The 16890-nt window shown below is 71.4% G+C and carries 17 protein-coding genes; 9 read left to right on the top strand and 8 right to left on the bottom strand.

From position 1 onward, the window contains the following. Positions 1-52: 52 nt before the first annotated feature. The gene (locus ACK8GG_RS08945; protein ID WP_440356027.1) at positions 53-895 is read right to left on the bottom strand and encodes a DUF1963 domain-containing protein; all 843 of its coding nucleotides are present in this window, start codon (positions 893-895) and stop codon (positions 53-55) included. Between the two features lie 121 nt (positions 896-1016). Here ACK8GG_RS08945 and ACK8GG_RS08940 point away from each other — a divergent pair, with 121 nt between their 5' ends. Next, the gene (locus tag ACK8GG_RS08940) at positions 1017-2111 is read left to right on the top strand and encodes a hypothetical protein (protein ID WP_440356026.1); all 1095 of its coding nucleotides are present in this window, start codon (positions 1017-1019) and stop codon (positions 2109-2111) included. On the opposite strand, the gene ACK8GG_RS08935 is transcribed toward ACK8GG_RS08940, so the two are convergent. The 3 genes from ACK8GG_RS08935 to ACK8GG_RS08925 all read right to left on the bottom strand — a co-directional run bounded on the left by ACK8GG_RS08935 (position 2112) and on the right by ACK8GG_RS08925 (position 5538). Continuing rightward, positions 2112-2852: a hypothetical protein gene (locus tag ACK8GG_RS08935; protein WP_440354869.1), complete on the bottom strand. Its 741-nt coding sequence runs from the start codon at positions 2850-2852 to the stop codon at positions 2112-2114. Between the two features lie 173 nt (positions 2853-3025). Further along, on the bottom strand, positions 3026-4720 hold the full coding sequence (locus ACK8GG_RS08930; RefSeq protein ID WP_440356025.1) for an ABC-F family ATP-binding cassette domain-containing protein: 1695 nt from the start codon (positions 4718-4720) through the stop codon (positions 3026-3028). Positions 4721-4932: 212 nt separating this feature from the next. Next, positions 4933-5538 (bottom strand): DUF1963 domain-containing protein, encoded by a 606-nt coding sequence (locus ACK8GG_RS08925; RefSeq protein ID WP_440356090.1) that lies wholly within the window; start codon positions 5536-5538, stop codon positions 4933-4935. 258 nt (positions 5539-5796) lie between these two features. Between ACK8GG_RS08925 and ACK8GG_RS08920 the strand changes: the two genes are divergently transcribed. Further along, positions 5797-6594: an SDR family oxidoreductase gene (locus ACK8GG_RS08920; RefSeq protein WP_440356024.1), complete on the top strand. Its 798-nt coding sequence runs from the start codon at positions 5797-5799 to the stop codon at positions 6592-6594. A gap of 53 nt (positions 6595-6647) precedes the next feature. Here the strand turns inward: ACK8GG_RS08920 and ACK8GG_RS08915 are convergent, their stop codons facing one another. Then, the gene (locus ACK8GG_RS08915) at positions 6648-7202 is read right to left on the bottom strand and encodes a TIGR03086 family metal-binding protein (protein ID WP_440350540.1); all 555 of its coding nucleotides are present in this window, start codon (positions 7200-7202) and stop codon (positions 6648-6650) included. A 115-nt stretch (positions 7203-7317) separates the two neighbouring features. Here ACK8GG_RS08915 and ACK8GG_RS08910 point away from each other — a divergent pair, with 115 nt between their 5' ends. The 4 genes from ACK8GG_RS08910 (at position 7318) to ACK8GG_RS08895 (ending at position 9815) form a co-directional block, all read left to right on the top strand. Next, positions 7318-7872, top strand: a complete 555-nt coding sequence (locus tag ACK8GG_RS08910; RefSeq protein ID WP_440350539.1) for a DUF4262 domain-containing protein — start codon at positions 7318-7320, stop codon at positions 7870-7872. Positions 7873-8051: 179 nt separating this feature from the next. Beyond that, positions 8052-8531 (top strand): DUF6346 domain-containing protein, encoded by a 480-nt coding sequence (locus ACK8GG_RS08905; RefSeq protein WP_440356023.1) that lies wholly within the window; start codon positions 8052-8054, stop codon positions 8529-8531. A 98-nt stretch (positions 8532-8629) separates the two neighbouring features. Then, the gene (locus ACK8GG_RS08900) at positions 8630-9310 is read left to right on the top strand and encodes a DUF6346 domain-containing protein (protein WP_440350537.1); all 681 of its coding nucleotides are present in this window, start codon (positions 8630-8632) and stop codon (positions 9308-9310) included. Between the two features lie 28 nt (positions 9311-9338). Next, entirely contained in the window at positions 9339-9815 is a 477-nt protein-coding gene (locus tag ACK8GG_RS08895; RefSeq protein WP_440350753.1) for a hypothetical protein, read from the top strand. A gap of 171 nt (positions 9816-9986) precedes the next feature. Here ACK8GG_RS08895 and tmk read toward each other — a convergent pair whose 3' ends face one another. Continuing rightward, a complete protein-coding gene (gene tmk / locus ACK8GG_RS08890; RefSeq protein WP_440350536.1) occupies positions 9987-10604 on the bottom strand; it encodes a dTMP kinase in 618 nt (205 codons plus the stop codon). Between the two features lie 169 nt (positions 10605-10773). Here tmk and ACK8GG_RS08885 point away from each other — a divergent pair, with 169 nt between their 5' ends. Next, a complete protein-coding gene (locus ACK8GG_RS08885) occupies positions 10774-11931 on the top strand; it encodes a polysaccharide pyruvyl transferase family protein (RefSeq protein WP_440350535.1) in 1158 nt (385 codons plus the stop codon). Positions 11932-12036: 105 nt separating this feature from the next. Here the strand turns inward: ACK8GG_RS08885 and ACK8GG_RS08880 are convergent, their stop codons facing one another. Then, positions 12037-12234: a DUF8847 domain-containing protein gene (locus ACK8GG_RS08880; RefSeq protein ID WP_440350534.1), complete on the bottom strand. Its 198-nt coding sequence runs from the start codon at positions 12232-12234 to the stop codon at positions 12037-12039. 112 nt (positions 12235-12346) lie between these two features. Between ACK8GG_RS08880 and ACK8GG_RS08875 the strand changes: the two genes are divergently transcribed. Both ACK8GG_RS08875 and ACK8GG_RS08870 read left to right on the top strand, forming a co-directional pair. Next, positions 12347-15481 carry an SNF2-related protein gene (locus tag ACK8GG_RS08875; RefSeq protein WP_440356089.1) on the top strand — a complete coding sequence of 1045 codons (3135 nt, stop codon included), beginning with the start codon at positions 12347-12349 and terminating at the stop codon, positions 15479-15481. Beyond that, complete coding sequence (locus tag ACK8GG_RS08870) at positions 15478-16449, top strand: SWIM zinc finger family protein (RefSeq protein ID WP_440356022.1); 972 nt, start codon at positions 15478-15480, stop codon at positions 16447-16449. The genes ACK8GG_RS08875 and ACK8GG_RS08870 overlap by 4 nt, the downstream gene beginning before the upstream one ends. On the opposite strand, the gene ACK8GG_RS08865 is transcribed toward ACK8GG_RS08870, so the two are convergent. Next, positions 16444-16701 (bottom strand): DUF3040 domain-containing protein, encoded by a 258-nt coding sequence (locus ACK8GG_RS08865; protein ID WP_440350532.1) that lies wholly within the window; start codon positions 16699-16701, stop codon positions 16444-16446. The genes ACK8GG_RS08870 and ACK8GG_RS08865 overlap by 6 nt on opposite strands. Positions 16702-16890 lie beyond the last annotated feature (189 nt).

The following is a 16890-nucleotide window of genomic DNA, read 5'->3' as shown; positions in this document are numbered from 1 at the left end:
CTGTGGCCGGCCCTCGTCGGCCGGCCCGAAGAGACGGGCCGACCGACGTTGATCAGAAACCGCCGTCGTGGTGGACGTACACGCGGTCGAAGCGCAGGTCGGCCAGATCCTGTCGCGGAATCACCCAGGTGATCAGGTCGGTGTACTGGCCGTTGACCATGTCAGGGGTGGCATCCGCCGTGGCCAGCACAACCCAGTCCTCGTCCTTGGGCGGATCCCTGCGGATGTCCTCGTGCAGTCCGGGCAGGCGCTGGCCCCCGCAGCAGACGTCACCGTCCGGACCGGCGGCTTCAACGGCGTCCTCGATGGGATGGTGGTTGAAAACCGTGGGAAGTCCGCCCAACTGCACCGCTCTTTCGTCGAGCGCGTACTCCGACGTGGCTTCCCACGCCGCGGCCAGATCCTTGCCGCGCGGGTGTTCCGGTGTGTCCCCGTCGTCCGCGGCGGTGGGCAGGTGCAGGGAGACGACTGTCTGACGCATGCTCTCCACCGGCCACGAGATGTCCTCGTCATCATCGCGGTAGGGACGCTCCGCGAGGGCTTTCCCTGCGGGGAGATACAGAACCGTGCCTTCGAATGTGCAGCACTCGTCGGCGTTCTCGTCGGCGAAGAGCAGCAGATGGCCGTCGGAGGGCAGGGGCAGGTCGGTGGCCTCGGCGGGCAGGGCTGCGCAATCGATCGTGGCGACAAGGGTGAACGGCGGATGGGGCACGTCGCCCGGAAGCCACGGGTTGCCACCCCACCGGCCCGCCTCCGGTCCGTCCCCGCCGGGGAGCAGCACCGTGAACGGACGCAGGCGGCTCATCCAGCGTTCGACTTCTGCGGGCGCGATGCCCTGCTCGGCCGCCGTGGCGCGGAACCGATCAATACGCATTTGCATGTCTGCGTGTGTCACGCGGGGCAGTGTAGGGGCGAGCGCCGACACCGGTGCTCGCGCGGAATCGGGTTCGATGGTCCTGGCGCGGGCTTGCCCGATCCTGCTCACCCGGACCCGCCGTCGGTGACACAGTGCAGGGATGAGCAGGCGGCGCGCCGACCCGGCCGTACCCGGTGCGGGTCCTCGACCAGGTCTGACCCGTAACGTCGCCGGATCGTCGTCGGCGGAGTGGTTCGTGGTCATCACCATCGCCACGATCCTGGTGACCCGGGCCTGGCTGGCGCTGACCGGCTATCCGCAGATCGGCGGCGGGAACCTGCACATCGCGCACGCGCTCTGGGGCGGGGCGGCGATGATGCTGGCGCTGTTGACGGGGTGGGCCTTCATCGGGTTCGGGGCGCGGCTGGTGACGGTGGTGCTCGGTGGCGTCGGGTTCGGTCTCTTCCTCGACGAGGTCGGCAAGTTCGTCACCAGGGACAACGACTACTTCTACGGCCCCAGCGCAGAGATCATGTTCGTGCTCGTGGTCTTGATCATCGTAGGGCTGCGGGCGGTGCGGGAGTTCCGGCCGCTCTCGCCGATCGAGCTGGTGACCTCGGCGTCGCTGATCGCGACCGAAGGGCTCGCCCGCGGGCTGGCGCCCTACCGGCGGGAGTTGGCAACGGAGATGCTCAACGAGGCTGGGAGGCGGGGCATCGACGCCGCGTCGATCGCTGCCGTCCGTACGCTGCTCGACGCCGCGCCCACCGCCTCGGAGCGACTGCACCAGGCGCAGCGGCGGGTGCGCGCCGTGGCGGCGCGGCTCTTCGGCAGCCCCACGTGGGTGCCCGTCCTCGGTTGGATGCTGGTGGCCACCGCGGTCCTCGGAGTGGCCGCGGGCAGCCTTCAGGCGATCTTCGGCGAGCGGTACTACGACGACGCGGGCACCGAACGGATCGCCGGGGTCAGCGTCGCCTCGCTGTCGGAGTTCGCCATCGCCGCGGTGGTGCTGGTCGTCGCGCTGCCGGCCATGCTCGTGCGCCGTCGTACCGGCTCCCTTCAGGCGCTGCGGGCGTTGCGGCTGGTGGCGTTGGTCTCGACCATGCTGACCGCGTTCATCGAGTTCGCCACCGAAGGCTTCGGCGCATTGATCAACCTGGCGGTGGGCGTCTTCGTGCTCGTGGTGCTGTCGTTCCAGGTCTCCCAGGCCGAGACGGGTCACGAGGGTGCCGTTACCGGCCCAGCGTCGGAGTGATCAGCTGCGGGCCCACCGTTGCGCCTTGGGAAGCAGGAGGAGCCGCAGGGATTCCTGAAGTTCGGCGGAGTCCTCGTGCTCGCGGAGCGCGGCCGGCGCGTGCCGCATGAACCAGAGCGTCAACGCAGCGCACCAGGTGTCGCTGTCCGGCCGGCTGTCCCAGGGGAGCTCATCGTTCAGCAGTTCGTATATCCACTCGTCCACGGCAGTGACCAGTCGCTGCCGCGTCACCATGTCACCCATCAGGTCCGCCCAGATTGTCAGCCACGGGGTGAGCTTCCCGCTGATCTCGGCGAGGAACACCAGGGCCTCATGGGCGGGGACCCTGGCGTCAGGATCGACCAGAACGTGCAGCCACCAGACGTCCAGGAATTCGCGTAGAGCAGTGCGTTGCGCGTCAGGCCACTCCTGCCAGTGGGCCCTGGTGAACTGCTGTGCCAGGCTCTCCATCCCGATCATGGGTTCGACCTTGCCGGCAACGAGGCTCTGGGTCAGTTGGGGAAGGATCCGGCGCATCATGGGTGCCGGGTAGCTCCAGTCGGAGGCCCAGTAGGCGCGGCGAAGCAAATCCTCGTCCAGCGGAACGTCCGCTGTCTTGAGTAACGCCAGTTCCTCCGCGCTGCCCCAGTGGCACTCGCAGTTGGAGTCGTCGGGATGAGCGGTCATGCCCTGGAAAGTCGCAGCCACGGTCGACAGCGCTTCGTACAGGCGGCGGCCCAGATTGCTCAGGTCAGGCGTCACGGCCGGTCCCATCGAGACTCCGGAGGCGCGCACCTGCCGAAGAGAGGGATCTTGCCATGCCTCGGCCAGGTGCGAAAGGGGATGAATCCCTTGCCGATCCGGCCACTGCGGCCGGGAACGTTCCCGTCCCCGCCGCGGTCCCCGGCAGGCCGCTCGGACCTGCCGGGGAGTGGTCACTGTCGAGGATCGGCGGTGAGCGGCAGGGCGGGCCAGGCCGCGAGGTCGTGGAGCAGCTGGCGGTCGTGGGTGGCGACGACGACCGCCGCCGGGGTCGTCAGCAGGGCGGCGGTGAGGTCGTCGACCAGCGCCGCCGACAGGTGGTTGGTCGGTTCGTCGAGGATCAGCAGGTCGGGGCGTTCGGCCAGCCGCAGCGCCAGGTTGAGCCGGCGCTGCTGCCCCTGCGACATCCGCCCCACCGGCGTACGGCGTGCTTCCCGGTCGAGCAGATTGGTCGCGGTCAGCGGCAGGGCTTTTTCGCCGTGCAGCCGCCCGCTGGAGTGCAGCCGGCCGAGGTGCTGTTCGTACAGGTCGTGGGCGAGCACCCCCGGCGGCCAGTCCGGCACCTCCTGCCCGAGGTACGCCACGCGCGCCCGGGACAGGTGACGGACCTGCCCGGTCGACGGCGTGAGCTCCCCGGCCAGCACCGTGAGCAGCGTCGACTTGCCCGTCCCGTTCGGCCCGGTCACCAGCAGGCGGTCCCCGCCGTTGAGGGCCGTCGTCACCGGCTGGTGCAGCCGCCCGGTCACGGTGACGTCGTCACAGCGCAGGAGCGGTATTCCCGTACGCGTCTCCAGCGGCGGCCAGCGCAGCGGCTGCGGTGGCTCCGGCACGGTGATCCGGTGCGCTTCGAGCTCCTCCTGGCGGCGCCGCAGCGCCTGGACCACGCCCGGGGCGCGGGACTGGCGCTGGTGTTTCCCGGTTCCCTTGTCCGGGCGCCAGCCGGTGCTGAGCCGGCCCTGCGCCTCGCTCACCGAGTCGGCGAGCCGCTGGTGTTCGGCCAGCTGCGCCTCGTGGTCGCGTACCCAGTTCTCGTAGTCGCGCCGGCGCCCCTCCTGCCAGCCGGCGTAACCCCCGGCGTAGCGGCGCGGGAGTCCGTCCGCGCTGGGGTCGAGGTCCAGGAACTCCGTAGCCACGTCCTTGAGCAGGGCGCGATCGTGGGTCACCAGCACCAATCCGCCCGGATGCTCCCGCAACCGCGCGGTGAGGAACGCCAGGCTGGCGGCGTCGAGGTGGTTGGTCGGCTCGTCCAGCATCAGCAGGTCGAAACGCGCCCCCAGCAGGCACGCCAGCCGGACCCGGTACCGCTGCCCGACCGAGAGCGTCGCCAGCGGGCGGTCCCGGTCGGTGCAGGCGTCGAGGCCGGCCAGCGCCACGTCGATGCGGCGCTGCGCGTCCCACGCGTCCAGCCGGGTCGCGGCATCCAGGGCCGCGGCGTACGCGTCGTCGGCGCCCGGCCTTTCCTCGGCGAGCGTGGCCGTCGCGTCGTCGAGCGCCCGGAGGGCGCGGTCGGACTCCCGCATCGCACCCAGGACCAGGGTGCCGACGGTCTCCCCGTTGCGCGCCTCCAGGTTCTGGCGGGCGACGCCGATGGTGCCGGTGCGCTCCACCACGCCCTGGTCCGGCGTGATCAGGCCGGCCAGCACGTGCAGCAGCGTCGTCTTGCCGCGGCCGTTCTCGCCGACGAGGGCCAGGCGCGCGCCGGCGGAGACGGTCATGCTGACGTCGGAGAGGATCACCCGCCCGCCCAGTACGACGCGTACGCGGTCGGCCCGCACGTGTGCGCGGCGGCCGGCGGGGAGCGGATCGCCCCAGGTGAAGTCGGGCTCGATGGCCGTGACGGATGACAGAGACTTTTCGAGGTTTTTCAAGGTCTGCTCTTCGGCTCGTGGTGGAGCCGGGCAGCGCGGAAACACCGCCCGGCGGGAACGCCAGGACGGCGGAGCAGAGCCGTTACCTCAGAAGCCGGTGAACCCTGCCGCCGTCAGCGGAGGGACCACGGCTTCAGGATGCCGATGCCTTGATACATGTGGATCACCGTACCCGATTCGGCGCATCGGCTGCAGGCGATATCCGCCGGCGTTCACGGCTGCCACAGGAACGATGCGGTGTCGCAGGGGCGGCACCGGAACCCGTAGCCGCATCCGCCGGCGAAGTTCAGGGACGTACGGCGATCGTGGCCCTCTTCCAGCTGCACGACGAAGGTCATCGGCGCGTCGCAGCCGCCGCAGGTCGGCGTCTCGTCATCCTGCAGCCACTGCGGCGCTCCGCCAACCTGCCCGAGTACGTGGCGCAGTGGGCCGCCCGTTTCGCTGTGCCATCGCTGGCGCGCCCGTTCGTAGTGCACCTCGGGCGTCGCGGCGTAGGCGATCGCGGATACCTCCGGCAGCAGGACGACACCATCCGAGGGCACGGCGGCCGGGACGAGGTCGGACCGGAATACGAAGGCCCGGTTGCCACCCGAGTCGGGTTCCCACTCCAGGCAGAGGCCGGGTTCGTTCTCGCACATGAAGATCGAGAAGAGCCCGTGCTCGGCCGGGTCGATGTCGTCGAGCCGGATCTGGGCCTGGAACTGCATCGGCCCGTCGAACTCCGCGCACTGTGGCCACTCGAAGCCGGGCGGGGCGAGCGGAACTCCGCCGGTGCGGGTGCGGGGTGCGCCCGCGTCGGCCGGGCCCTCATAGATCATCAATTTCACCGGGGCAGGTTATGAGACCAGGGGCCGACCAGGTCCGGCGGCGCGCCAGATGACGGGCGCGCAGCTGCGGTGGTCCGCAAGGCAGGCAAGCCGCGCCGGTTTCCCGCTGCGAAACATCTTTCCACGTATGGATCCGGGGCGTAGGCTGCCTGTCGATATGCGTACGCCGGCTGCTGCCCCGGAGCCGGCGGTCCTGGGCCGGTGCGTGCGACGGACCCGCCCCCTCTCCGACCCTCTCCAGGAGCAGCCATGCGGAAGGCAGTCATCACCGGCAGCACCAAGGGCATCGGCTTCGCGCTCGCCCGCGAACTGCTCACCCGCGGCCACAGTGTCGCCGTCACCGGACGCACCCAGGACGCCGTCGACGACGCCGTCGAGCGACTGCGCCCGGCCGCGACCGGCGGGGCGGCCGTGCACGGATTCACTGTGGACGTCACGGACGCCGCGCAGGTCGAGAAGCTCTGGAGCGCCGCCGTCGATGCGATGGGCGGTGTCGATCTCTGGGTCAACAACGCGGGCGTCGCCAACACCACCCGCCCGATCGTGGAGACCAGCCTCGAAGACGTCCGCACCATGGTCACCACCAACATGCTCGGCACCGTGTACGGCTCGCAGGTCGCCGTCCGCGGCATGACCGCAGCCGGTGGCGGGCAGCTCTTCAACGTGCTCGGCGGCGGCAGCGACGGCCGGATCCGGCCCGGCATGGGCGTCTACTCGGCCACCAAGCGCGGCCTCGACTCGTTCACCCGCGCCCTGGTCAAGGAGGTCGAGGGGACTTCCGTACGGGTCGGGCAGATCAGCCCCGGCATCCTCATCACCGACGGTTGGCTGCGGGAGGCCGCCGCCGCCCCGGAGCAGGTGGCCAAGCAGCGAAAGATGCTCAACATCCTCTGCGACCACGTCGACGAGGTGGCGCCGTACCTGGTCGAGCGGATGCTCGCCAGCACCAGGAACGGCGACGCGATCGCCTGGCTGACCACCGGCCGGATGACCCGCAAGTTCCTCGTGCCCCGCAAGGACGACGTCCTCGCCCGCTACGGCCTCTGACCCCCGCCCGGCTTTCGGCCCGGTGTGGGCCGGAAGCCGGCTCCGCGGCAGGGTCAGGGGCGGCGGCCGATGAAACCGAGCAGGCGGGTCTGGACGTCGGCGTCTGCGGGGACCTCGACGCGCGCGCCGAACTGGCCGTTGCCCCGCATCGCGGCCTCCATCGGCTCCATTCCGGCCAGCAGTTGCGCGCACTTGTCCGGGTCTAGGCGCTCGTCCTGGCCGGTCGCCCGCGCCAGGTCCCAGGTGTGCATGAAGACGTCGGCGGTGTAGAACTGGTCGATCGCCCGGTCCAGCGGGATCTCGCCGAGGTGCGGGTTGTTCAGGGTGCGCTCGGCCGTCGCGGGGTCGTCCAGCAGCGCCTGCACGGCGTCGCGCTGCACCATCCACGCCCCGGCCGGATCCTCGTCGACCGAGGGGCCCTCCGGCAGCTTCACGTCCGAGCCGGCGGCGAGGAAGCCCGGCAGCCACTCCACCAGGTGCCGCACCACGTCGCGGGCCACCCACCCGTCGCAGGGCGCCGGGTTGTCCCACGCATCCGGGGCGACACCGAGCACCCGGTCGGTGAAAGCCTCCGCAGCCTTGCGATGTTCCTCTGCTTCCCGGCTCATCTCCGTGTCCCTCCCGCGCGATGAACATTCGCCTGTCAAAGGTCGCCGTCGATGCTAAGGGTGCTTGGCCGCCGTACGCGGCAAACGCGCCCGCGCGTCTCTCTAGACTGCGTGGGTGCCCGCCGACCTGACCCGTCCCTGCCACTGCCGTCTCTGCGAGCCCGCCGGCGGTGATTCCGACCCGCGCGCCGTGTCGCTGCGCGACCACGTCCAGCAGCACGGGTGGCAGGTGACCGGTGTCATCGAGGAGGACGACTTCCCGGGTTGGGCGTACACGGTGGGGCTCTGGCACAGCTACCGCAGCCCGGAGATCGCGGTGCTCGGCCTGCCGACGCGGACCTGCATGTCGATCGCCAACCTGCTCGCCGCGAAGGTCCGCGACGGCGCGGAGCTCGCGCCCGGCCGGCGGCTGGAGGACGTGCTCAAGGGGCACGCCGTGGAACTGCGCGAGGTACGCGGTGAGTGGTTCCCGGCGCTCTTCGGCCAGGCCACCGCCTTCTACCGCACGCCGCCCCTGCCGATGCTGCAGGTCTGCTGGCCGGACCCGAACGAGCACTTCGTCTGGGACGCCGAGGCGAGCGACTCCCTGCACTCCCTGCACCCGCAGCTCTGGCTGCCCCCGGCCGACCACCCTGCGAGCCCGTGGACGACCCTCGCCAAGGGGAACTGACCAGTACGCAGGCGCCGACTGTGTCCTCCAAGGACGCAGGGGGGTGCCCGTTGACAGCCGGCCCCATGATGTTTCGAGGCGCTGGCTCCGTTGAACGGGCGTGTCGGGACGTTCGCCCCGGCCAGGCGACGCGGCCTGGACAAGGGGTGCCGGTGAAATCACATCGAGATGCCGGACCTGTGGTCGGCACTCTCCGGGAACTCGCGGTCGGCATCTTGATCGCGGTCACCGCCGCCGTACTCGCACTGGGGACCAGGACGGCGGAGAGCACCTACAACGGCACCGGCCTGGGGTTCGGCGAAAACCGGGAGAACGGTTCTGCCACGCCGGATGAATGTCGGAAGACCGGTCCGCTGTCGTTGAACGGTTTCGGCTACTGGTGGTCCTGCTCCGCTCGGGTGACGATGGGGGACGGGCGGGTGGTCCACATCGAAACCCGTGCGTCTGCGCTTCGTCCGGGCGATCGCGACGTTCCGATGGTCGAGTCCTGTCAGAAAAATCTGCCGTCGAAGTGCACGTACACACGCCCTGGAAACTTCGCTCTCGCGTTCGGTGTGAGATTACTTCGACCGGTGACGGGAGCGGCGGCGCTCTTCGCTGTCGCGGCAGCGGTTGCGGTGATGGTTTCCCCCATGCTGACCCGCCGGCGACGCCGTTGATCCGTCACCGTTTTAGGGATCGGATCAGCACGTGGCCACCATGAGTTCGGACCAGATCGCGCAGATCCAGCGCGAGCAGATCACCCCGTACGAGCGGTGTGGGCCGATACTGCGTACACTGCCGTCCCGCAGATTGCCGGTGGGATGTTGGGAGGTGGATTCTAATCTTCGACAATCCGGAGCTAGCCCGTGCCGAGCGTGAAGGCAGGGCACGCGAAACGCTGGCTTGGCAACGGTACGGGCCAGTCGTTTACCGGCTCCGTCAGTTGTTCTTCATGACAATGACCCTTTTGGGGGCATGTGTGCTGGTGCTGGTATCCCAGTCGGTCCTCAGCCTGTACCCAGGCACCGGTGCGGTCCGTCCAGGGGTGACCGAGCAGCCAGTTCGGGCGAATGTGCAAGAGTGCCGTCGTGTCGGCCCGCTCAGTGGCTACGGACTGGGCTATTGGTGGGAGTGCCAGGCCGTGGTGCGGCACGACGAGGAACCCGAACGGCAGGTGGTGCTGGGCCGGTCCATCGTCGACCCGGGTGATGTCGGGCAGGTCGTCGAGCTGCGTGCAGCCTGCCGCGGGCAGGGAGAGACCGACTGCCACTACGGGAGGCCGATGGCCGGCCTCTGGGTGGCGGGCTATGTGATCGTCGAAATGGTCATCAAGGTGGTGATATTCGGCCTGCTGTTTTTAGTCGTTATCTACCTGCTCACGGCGGTCATGGGATGGCCGAGGTATTCGGCGTTCATCGATCGGTGGCTGAGAGTAAGCGGGATGAGGTATCGGTGAAATGATTTCAAGTATTGGTTATCTGGACATCATTCGGCAGCGGATGTGCGCCGACCAGTGTGCGGTGACTGATGAAAGAATCGGTTCCATGCCTGGTGTGGTCGGCTACCGGGCACAGATGCGGGCTCTGGCTAAGATGCACATCTTCGCCGTCGCCGCGCAGGCTGACCGGGTGGACGAGAAGTGCCTGAGGGGCTTCGTTGACGACGTGGTCAATCTGGCGTTGGCCCGCAAGGGGACGTGGCGCGGCATGCAGACCGGGCTGATTGTGCTGCCGATTCTGGTGACGAAGTCAGCGGATGCCGCCGCCACGGCCCTGACACAGAAGGCGTACCGGCTGAATCTCGCCGGCTTCGCGGCTATGGCCCAACCCGCCGTTGTTGATGTGCAGGCCAGCAAGGTCTGGACCTTCCGCGGCACCCGGTTGTGGGGTTACGCCTACAACTCCCTGATCAAGCAGAAGTACAACAACTACCTTCCGGATCCCACCCTGCTTTCGGACTGACTGTCGGCACAACTCCGGCTTGGCGGTCATTCGGAACGCCCGGCTGACACACGGCGCGGTGGACGGTCCGGAGGGGACGGTCCACCGCGGCGTGGCCGTGGGCCGCCCGCGCCTGTCGGCGGCGCGCCAGCTGCACCCGCTCCGCAGCCCCGCCATGGGGCACGGAGGGATTCAGGGACGGGACTTCAGGGTGGTCAGCACCAGATCGGTGGCCTGGGCCACCAGTTCGGGGACGGTCCGGTCGCCGTCGAGGAGTTCGATGCGCCAGCCCAGGCCCGTGGCGTAACCGATGGCGCGCTGGTAGGCGGCGGAGGTCTTCTGCAGCTTCGTCTCGAAGAGTTCCGGGGCGCCGGCGCGCTGCCCGATCCGCTCGGCACAGACCTCCGGGCGGGTGTCCAGGAAGATCGTCAGGTCGGCGGCGGGGACGCGGGAGTTCAGCGCCGTCAGCCACTCCAGCTCCAGCCCCTGCATGCCCTGGTACGCCAGCCCGGAAAGCAGGTGCCGGTGCGAGACGATCACCGCCGGCTCGGGGTTGTCGAGCACCGGGCGTACCCGGGTCAGGTAGTGGTCCAGACGGTTCGCGGCGAAGGTCAGCGCGAGCACCTCCGGGGCGGGCGCGGCGCGGCGGTGGCGCAGGATGTCCTCGAGGACGTCGCCGGCGAAGGACTCCGGGTCGGGCAGGCCGGTTACCTCGACGGCGACGGACCCGCTCAGCGCCGCGGCCAGTTCGGTGACCAGCGTCGTCTTGCCCGAACCGTCAAGCCCCTCAACCGCCACATGGATGCCCACGCAAAACGCCCTTCAGCCGCCGCAGATGCACTGGTCATCCTACGAACCGCGCCCCGCCTCGCCGACTCCAACCGTGCCGTACCCGGTTGTCCGGTTCCAATGGGTCGGCATGAGCAGGCGGGGCAGCGGGTAGCCAGCAGGCCGCACGCACCTGGGGAGGAGCGGCTACATGGTGGATCGCGACGGGCCGAGGGTCGGGGTACTGGGCTCCTACGGGGGACGAAACCTCGGGGACGAGGCGATTCTCGTCGCGTTGCTCGACGGAATCCGGCAACACCGCCCGGACGCCCGGCTGACGGTCTTCTCACGCGAACCGGCCCACACCCGGCGAACGCACGCCGACGTGGACGTCGTCGCGTGGGAGGGGGTCAGCCGGTCCGACTCCGGGCAGGTGCTCGACGGGCTCGACCTGCTGGTGCTCGGCGGCGGCGGAATCCTCTACGACAACGAGGCCCGCCGGTATCTGCGCCTGGTGCTGGCCGCCCAGGAACGAGGGCTGCCCGTGGTGACGTACGCGGTCGGGGTCGGCCCGCTCACCGACGCGGTCGACTGTTCGATGGTGCGCGAGGCGCTCGGCGCGTCGGCGCACGTCACAGTCCGGGACAACGAGTCGCGGCAGGCGCTGGAGGAGGCCGGTCTCACCGTGCCGATCACCGTCACCGCGGACCCGGCGTTCCTGCTCAAACCCGAGCCCTTCGAGCTGGATCTGCTCTACGCCGAGGGGGTGCCGCGGGACAAGCGGCTGATCGGGATCAGCGTGCGGGAGCCGGGCCGGGCCGCCGAGCACCTCGACGAGGACGGCTACCACCGGCTGCTGGCGCAGGTGGGGGACTTCCTGGTGCAGCGCATCGACGCGTACCTGGTCTTCGTGCCGATGGAGCGCGACGACATCCGGCACTCGCACGGGGTGCTGGCGCACATGACCGCCGCCGACCGGGGCCGGATCCTGCACGGCGACTACCGGCCCGGTCAGATCCTCGGGCTGATGCCGCACCTGGACATGGCCGTCGGGATGCGCCTGCACTTCCTGATCTTCGCGGCGCTGGCGAACATCCCGTTCCTGCCCCTGCCCTACGCGGGCAAGGTCTTCGACCTGGCCAAGCGGCTCGGCGCGCCCGCGCTCAAGGGCGTCAACCGAGAGGTGGAGGGGCCGCTGCTGGCCGAGGTCGACCGGATCTGGGACGAGCGCGAGCAGCGGTTCGCCCCGATGAGCCACCGGGTCGCCCATCTCCGCGCGGAGGCCCAGGGGACCTCGGACGCGCTGAGACCGCTGCTGCAGGCGCTCGACGGCCGGATCCCGGCCGGCGCGGGCAACCGGGCCCGCTGAGCGCCGACACCGCCCGGGTGCGCGTCACCCGGCGTCGCGTGCACCGGCGCCGCGTGCACCGGCGGCGGGTCACCAGCGGCGGGTGCACTGGCGGTGCGGCGCCGGTCAGGGGACCGGGCCGCGCCAGCGGTAGATCCAGCCCTCCGGCTCGACGGTCGTCTCGATCTCGTAGACCGTGGCGTCGGCCAGTCCGTCGCCCTGCTGATGCACGGTGAGCGGCGGGCGGCCGGAGGGATCCAGCTCCACCACCACCGAGTTGCCGTCATCCGGGCCGCCGACCAGCAGGATCTCCACGTTCGCCATGGCCCCATCGTGCCCGCTTCCGCCCCCGGGCCGCAGCGGATACGCCGGTGCGGCCAGGCGGCGTGTGCCCGCACTATCCTTGGCCGGCGGGTACGCGATCGAGGGGGCGACAGTGCTGGTCATCCACGCGGTGTGGCCGGCCGACGACGCGCCGGCCCTCTGGGCCGAGGACTCCACCCGGCCCGTCACCGCGTCACGCCGCCGTATCCGGCCACACCCCGGCGCGGCGAGCCGGGACGCGCTCGCGTCGGCGCTCGGGCCCGGGGCGGCCGAGGCGACCGCAGTCACCCTGGACCTGCTGCTCCCCACCCGGGCGGGCGTACCGCTCGACTCGCCGGAACTGGTCCGCGACACCGTCGCCGCCGCCTCGCGCGCCCCGGTCACCCTCGCCGGCTGGCAGGTGCCGGCGCTGCGGTTCGACCCCGATGCCGCGTACGTCCTGCTCCGCGCCCTCGGCGATCTGGGTGTGACCGCCGGCGCCGGGCTGCGGCACCTGGCCGCCGTCGCCGAGTTCGCCGCCGACCTGGTCGGGCGGGGCCGGCTGCTGCCGGTCGTGCGTCCCGAGCCGTACGGCGGCCGGGCGCTCTGGCGTCCGCTGCTCACCGGCGCCGACGCGCGGTGGGCACGCGCCCTCGCGCTGGCGCTGCCCCCGGCGGTCCGCGCCGCCGCGCCCGAGCGGGAGGCCGGCTCGCTCGCCGCCGCCCTGCTCGACACCCTCGTCGACGCCGCCGCCCGGGCGGCCCTGGCCGGGGTCGATCTCGCCGCCGAACCCCTCCCCGGCACGGCGACCACCGGGTGGCTGCGGGCGCTCACCGGTGAAGAGCGCACCTTCACCGCCGACGCGGCGGAGGTCACGGCGCTCGCCGCGGGGCTGGCGCAGTGGCAGCGCGACGCCGCCGGAGCCGCCGTACGCGGCTGCTTCCGCCTCATTGAACCCCCGGAACCGGCGGACCAGATGGCCGCGCAGGCCGACCGGATCGCGACGGACCGGAGCGGGGCCGACCAGCCCAATACCGGGACCGAGAGCGAGACCGAGACCGGGACCGAGAGCGAGACCGGGACCGGGACCGGGACCGGCTGGCGGGTCGAGTTCGCGTTGCAGCCGGCCGACGAGCCGGGCGTCGTCGTTGACGCCGCCGAGATCTGGGCGACCGCGGGCGTGCCGAGCGCCCTGGGGGGCCGGGTCGGCGACGCGCAGGAGACCCTCCTGGCCGAACTGGGCCGGGCGAGCCGGCTCTGGCCGGAGCTGGACGCGGCGCTGCGCACCGCGACCCCCCGCCACCTCGAACTGGACACCGAAGGGGCGCACCACTTCCTGCGCGATGGTGCGCCCACCCTGCACGCCGCCGGGTTCGGGGTGCTGCTGCCCGGCTGGTGGCGGCGGCCCGGCGCCCGCCTCGGCGCCCGGGTCCGCGCCACCAGCCGCAGCGCGCCGGGGGTGGTCGCCGCCGCGAGCAGCGTCGGGCAGTCGGCGCTGCTGGACTACCGCTGGGAGCTGGCGCTCGGCGACGAAGCGCTCAGCGCCGAGGAGCTGGCCCACCTGGCCGAGCTGAAGAGCCCGCTGGTCCGGCTGCGCGGGCAGTGGGTCGAGCTGGACGCCACCCGCCTCGCCGCCGGGCTGCGGCTGCTGCGCCGACCGGGGCAGATGACCGTCACCGACCTGCTCCGCCTGGCGCTGGCCGAACCCGACGACCCGCAGACCCTGCCGGTGCTGGAGGTCAGCGCCGACGGCGCGCTCGGGGATCTGCTCGCCGGCCGGGCCGAGCAGCACCTGACACCCCGGCCGGCGCCGCCGGAGTTCGCCGGGACGCTGCGGCCGTACCAGCAGCGGGGCCTGGCGTGGCTGGCGTTCCTGGAGTCGCTCGGGCTCGGCGGGGTGCTCGCCGACGACATGGGGCTGGGCAAGACCGTGCAGCTGCTGGCGCTGCTCGCCGGTGACCCGCCGGGGACCGGCCCGACCCTGCTGGTCTGTCCGATGTCTCTGGTCGGCAACTGGGAGCGGGAAGCGGCCCGCTTCGCGCCGACGAGACGCGTACACGTGCACCACGGTGGCGAGCGGACCCGGCGGCGCCGGTTCACCGACGCCGTCGCCACGGCCGACCTGGTGCTGACCACCTACTCGACGGCGGCCCGGGACGCGGAGCTGCTGCGGGGGGTCGACTGGCACCGGGTGGTGGTCGACGAGGCGCAGGCGATCAAGAACGCGGCGACCCGGCAGGCCGAAGCGGTGCGGACACTGCCGGCCCGGCACCGGATCGCGGTCACCGGCACCCCGGTGGAGAACCGCCTCGCCGACCTCTGGTCGATCATGCAGTTCGCCAACCCCGGCCTGCTCGGCTCCGCCGCGACGTTCCGCAAGCGCTACGCCGAACCGGTCGAACGGCACGGCGACGCCGACGCCGCGCAGCGGCTGCGCCGCATCACCGGCCCGTTCGTGCTGCGCCGGCTCAAGACCGACTCGTCGATCATCACCGACCTGCCGGCGAAGCTGGAGATGGAGGTGCTCTGCAACCTCACCGCCGAGCAGGCCGCGCTCTACCGCGCGATCGTCGACGACATGCTCGCCAAGATCGAGTCCAGCTCCGGCATCGAACGCCGCGGCCTGGTGCTGGCCACGATGACCAAGCTCAAGCAGGTCTGCAACCACCCCGCGCAGCTGCTGCGCGACGGCTCGGCGCTGCCGGGGCGCTCCGGCAAACTCGCCCGGCTCGAGGAGATCCTGGAGGAGGTGCTGGCGGCGGGGGAGCGGGCGCTGCTCTTCACCCAGTACGCCGAGTTCGGTCAGCTGCTGCGCGCCCACCTCTCGGCCCACTTCGGCCGTGAGGTGCTCTACCTGCACGGCGGTGTGGGCCGCCGGGAGCGCGACGAGATGGTCGCCCGCTTCCAGGCCGGCGCCGACGGTGCATACGCGGCCGGCCCGCAGCTCTTCGTGCTCTCCCTCAAGGCCGCCGGCACCGGACTGAACCTGACCGCCGCCAACCACGTGGTGCACGTCGACCGCTGGTGGAACCCGGCCGTGGAGGACCAGGCCACCGACCGGGCCTTCCGCATCGGCCAACGCCGGCAGGTGCAGGTACGCAAGTTCGTCTGCGCCGGCACCGTGGAGGAGAAGGTGGCGGAGCTGATCAGCGGCAAGCGGGAGCTGGCGGCGCAGGTCGTCGGCGCGGGAGAGCAGTGGCTGACCGAGCTATCCACCGACCGGCTGCGGGAGTTGTTCACCCTGGACGCCGAGGCGGTGTCGACATGAGCGCCCCGTTCCACGAGTACGGCCGCCCGCGCCGCGTCGCCGGTGGGATCCGGGCGCGCAGCGCGCGCGGGCCGATCGGGGAGTCCTGGTGGGCACGGCGCTTCCTGGCCGTGCTGGAGTCCTTCGCGCTCGGCACCCGGCTCACCCGCGGCCGGTCGTACGCGCGCGCCGGCCAGGTCCTCGACCTGACGATCGCCCCCGGGGTGGTCACCGCGACCGTGCAGGGTTCCCGCGCCCGGCCGTACCAGGTCCGGATCGGACTGGCGCCGTTCCCGGCGCAGACCTGGGAGCGGATCGAGACGCAACTGGCGGCGCAGGCGTTCTTCAGTGCCCGGCTGCTCGCCGGTGACCTGCCCCCGGAGCTGGAGCAGCTCTGCGTCGACGTGGGGGCGCCGCTCTTCCCCGCGGCGCTCGGTGAGCTGACGCAGCGCTGCGACTGCCCCGACGCCGCGGTGCCCTGCAAGCACCTGGCGGCGGTCTTCTACCTGCTCGCCGAGGCGTTCGACGCGGACCCGTTCGAGCTGCTGCACTGGCGCGGACGCCGGCGGGCGGAGCTGCTCGAGAGACTGCGGGCGCTGCGCACCCCGGACCCGGCCGATCGCGCCACGGCCGGCGCGGCTACGCCCGCGTCCGGCGGTGCGGCGCCGGATCCTGGTGCAGCCGGGGCCGAATGTGCCACGGCGAATCCCGCGGCTGTACCGGAACCGCTCGGCGCGCCCGCGCCGGGGTCGCCAGGACCGGCGGGCCGGGCCGTCGCGCCGGCGGGGCTGCCCGCCGGCCCGCTCGCCGAAGCGGACCGGTTCTGGCACGCTCCCGTGCCGTTGCCGGACCGCCGCCCGCCGACCCTGGCGACCGAGGCGGATCTGCTGTTGCGCCAGCTCGCCCCACCGGGCCGTGACCTCGGCGGCCCGGGCCTGCTGCGGCGGCTGCGCCCGGCGTACGAGCGCTTCGGCGCGGCCGGTTCATGACCAGCGGCGGCGGAATCGCCACATGAACATGGCGTTGGCGGCGATCAGCACGCCGCAGACGGCTGCCGCCGGTGGACCGCCGATGACGGCCGCGGCGGGCAGCGAAGCCCAGAGCGCGATGGCCAGCAGAATCAGAATTCGACCCCGCCGGGCCTGTGCCCGTCTGCTGAGGCGGGCCACGAAGTTCGGGTCGCTTTCTCGCAGATGTCGGATGATCTGGTCAAATCTGCGCTGATCTTCCTTGCTGAGCATGGCGATGCCTTCCCCTCAAGCGTTCAGCGGTCCGGCGGCATACCCGCTTGCGGGGCGGCTCACGCTCCTGGTTCGGCTGCTGGTTTCGCCCCCGTTCCCATCCGGGCCACCCCGGTGATCGGCTGCCCGGTAAACCGGAATGGCTTAGCGAAACCTTAAATTTCGGTACGGCAGGGGTGGGTAATGTGT

This window comes from Melissospora conviva (assembly GCF_049523535.1).
Taxonomy (GTDB): domain Bacteria; phylum Actinomycetota; class Actinomycetes; order Mycobacteriales; family Micromonosporaceae; genus Melissospora; species Melissospora conviva.
Note: the sequence above shows the minus strand (reverse complement) of the source record. Positions and strands in the feature narration are given on the sequence as shown.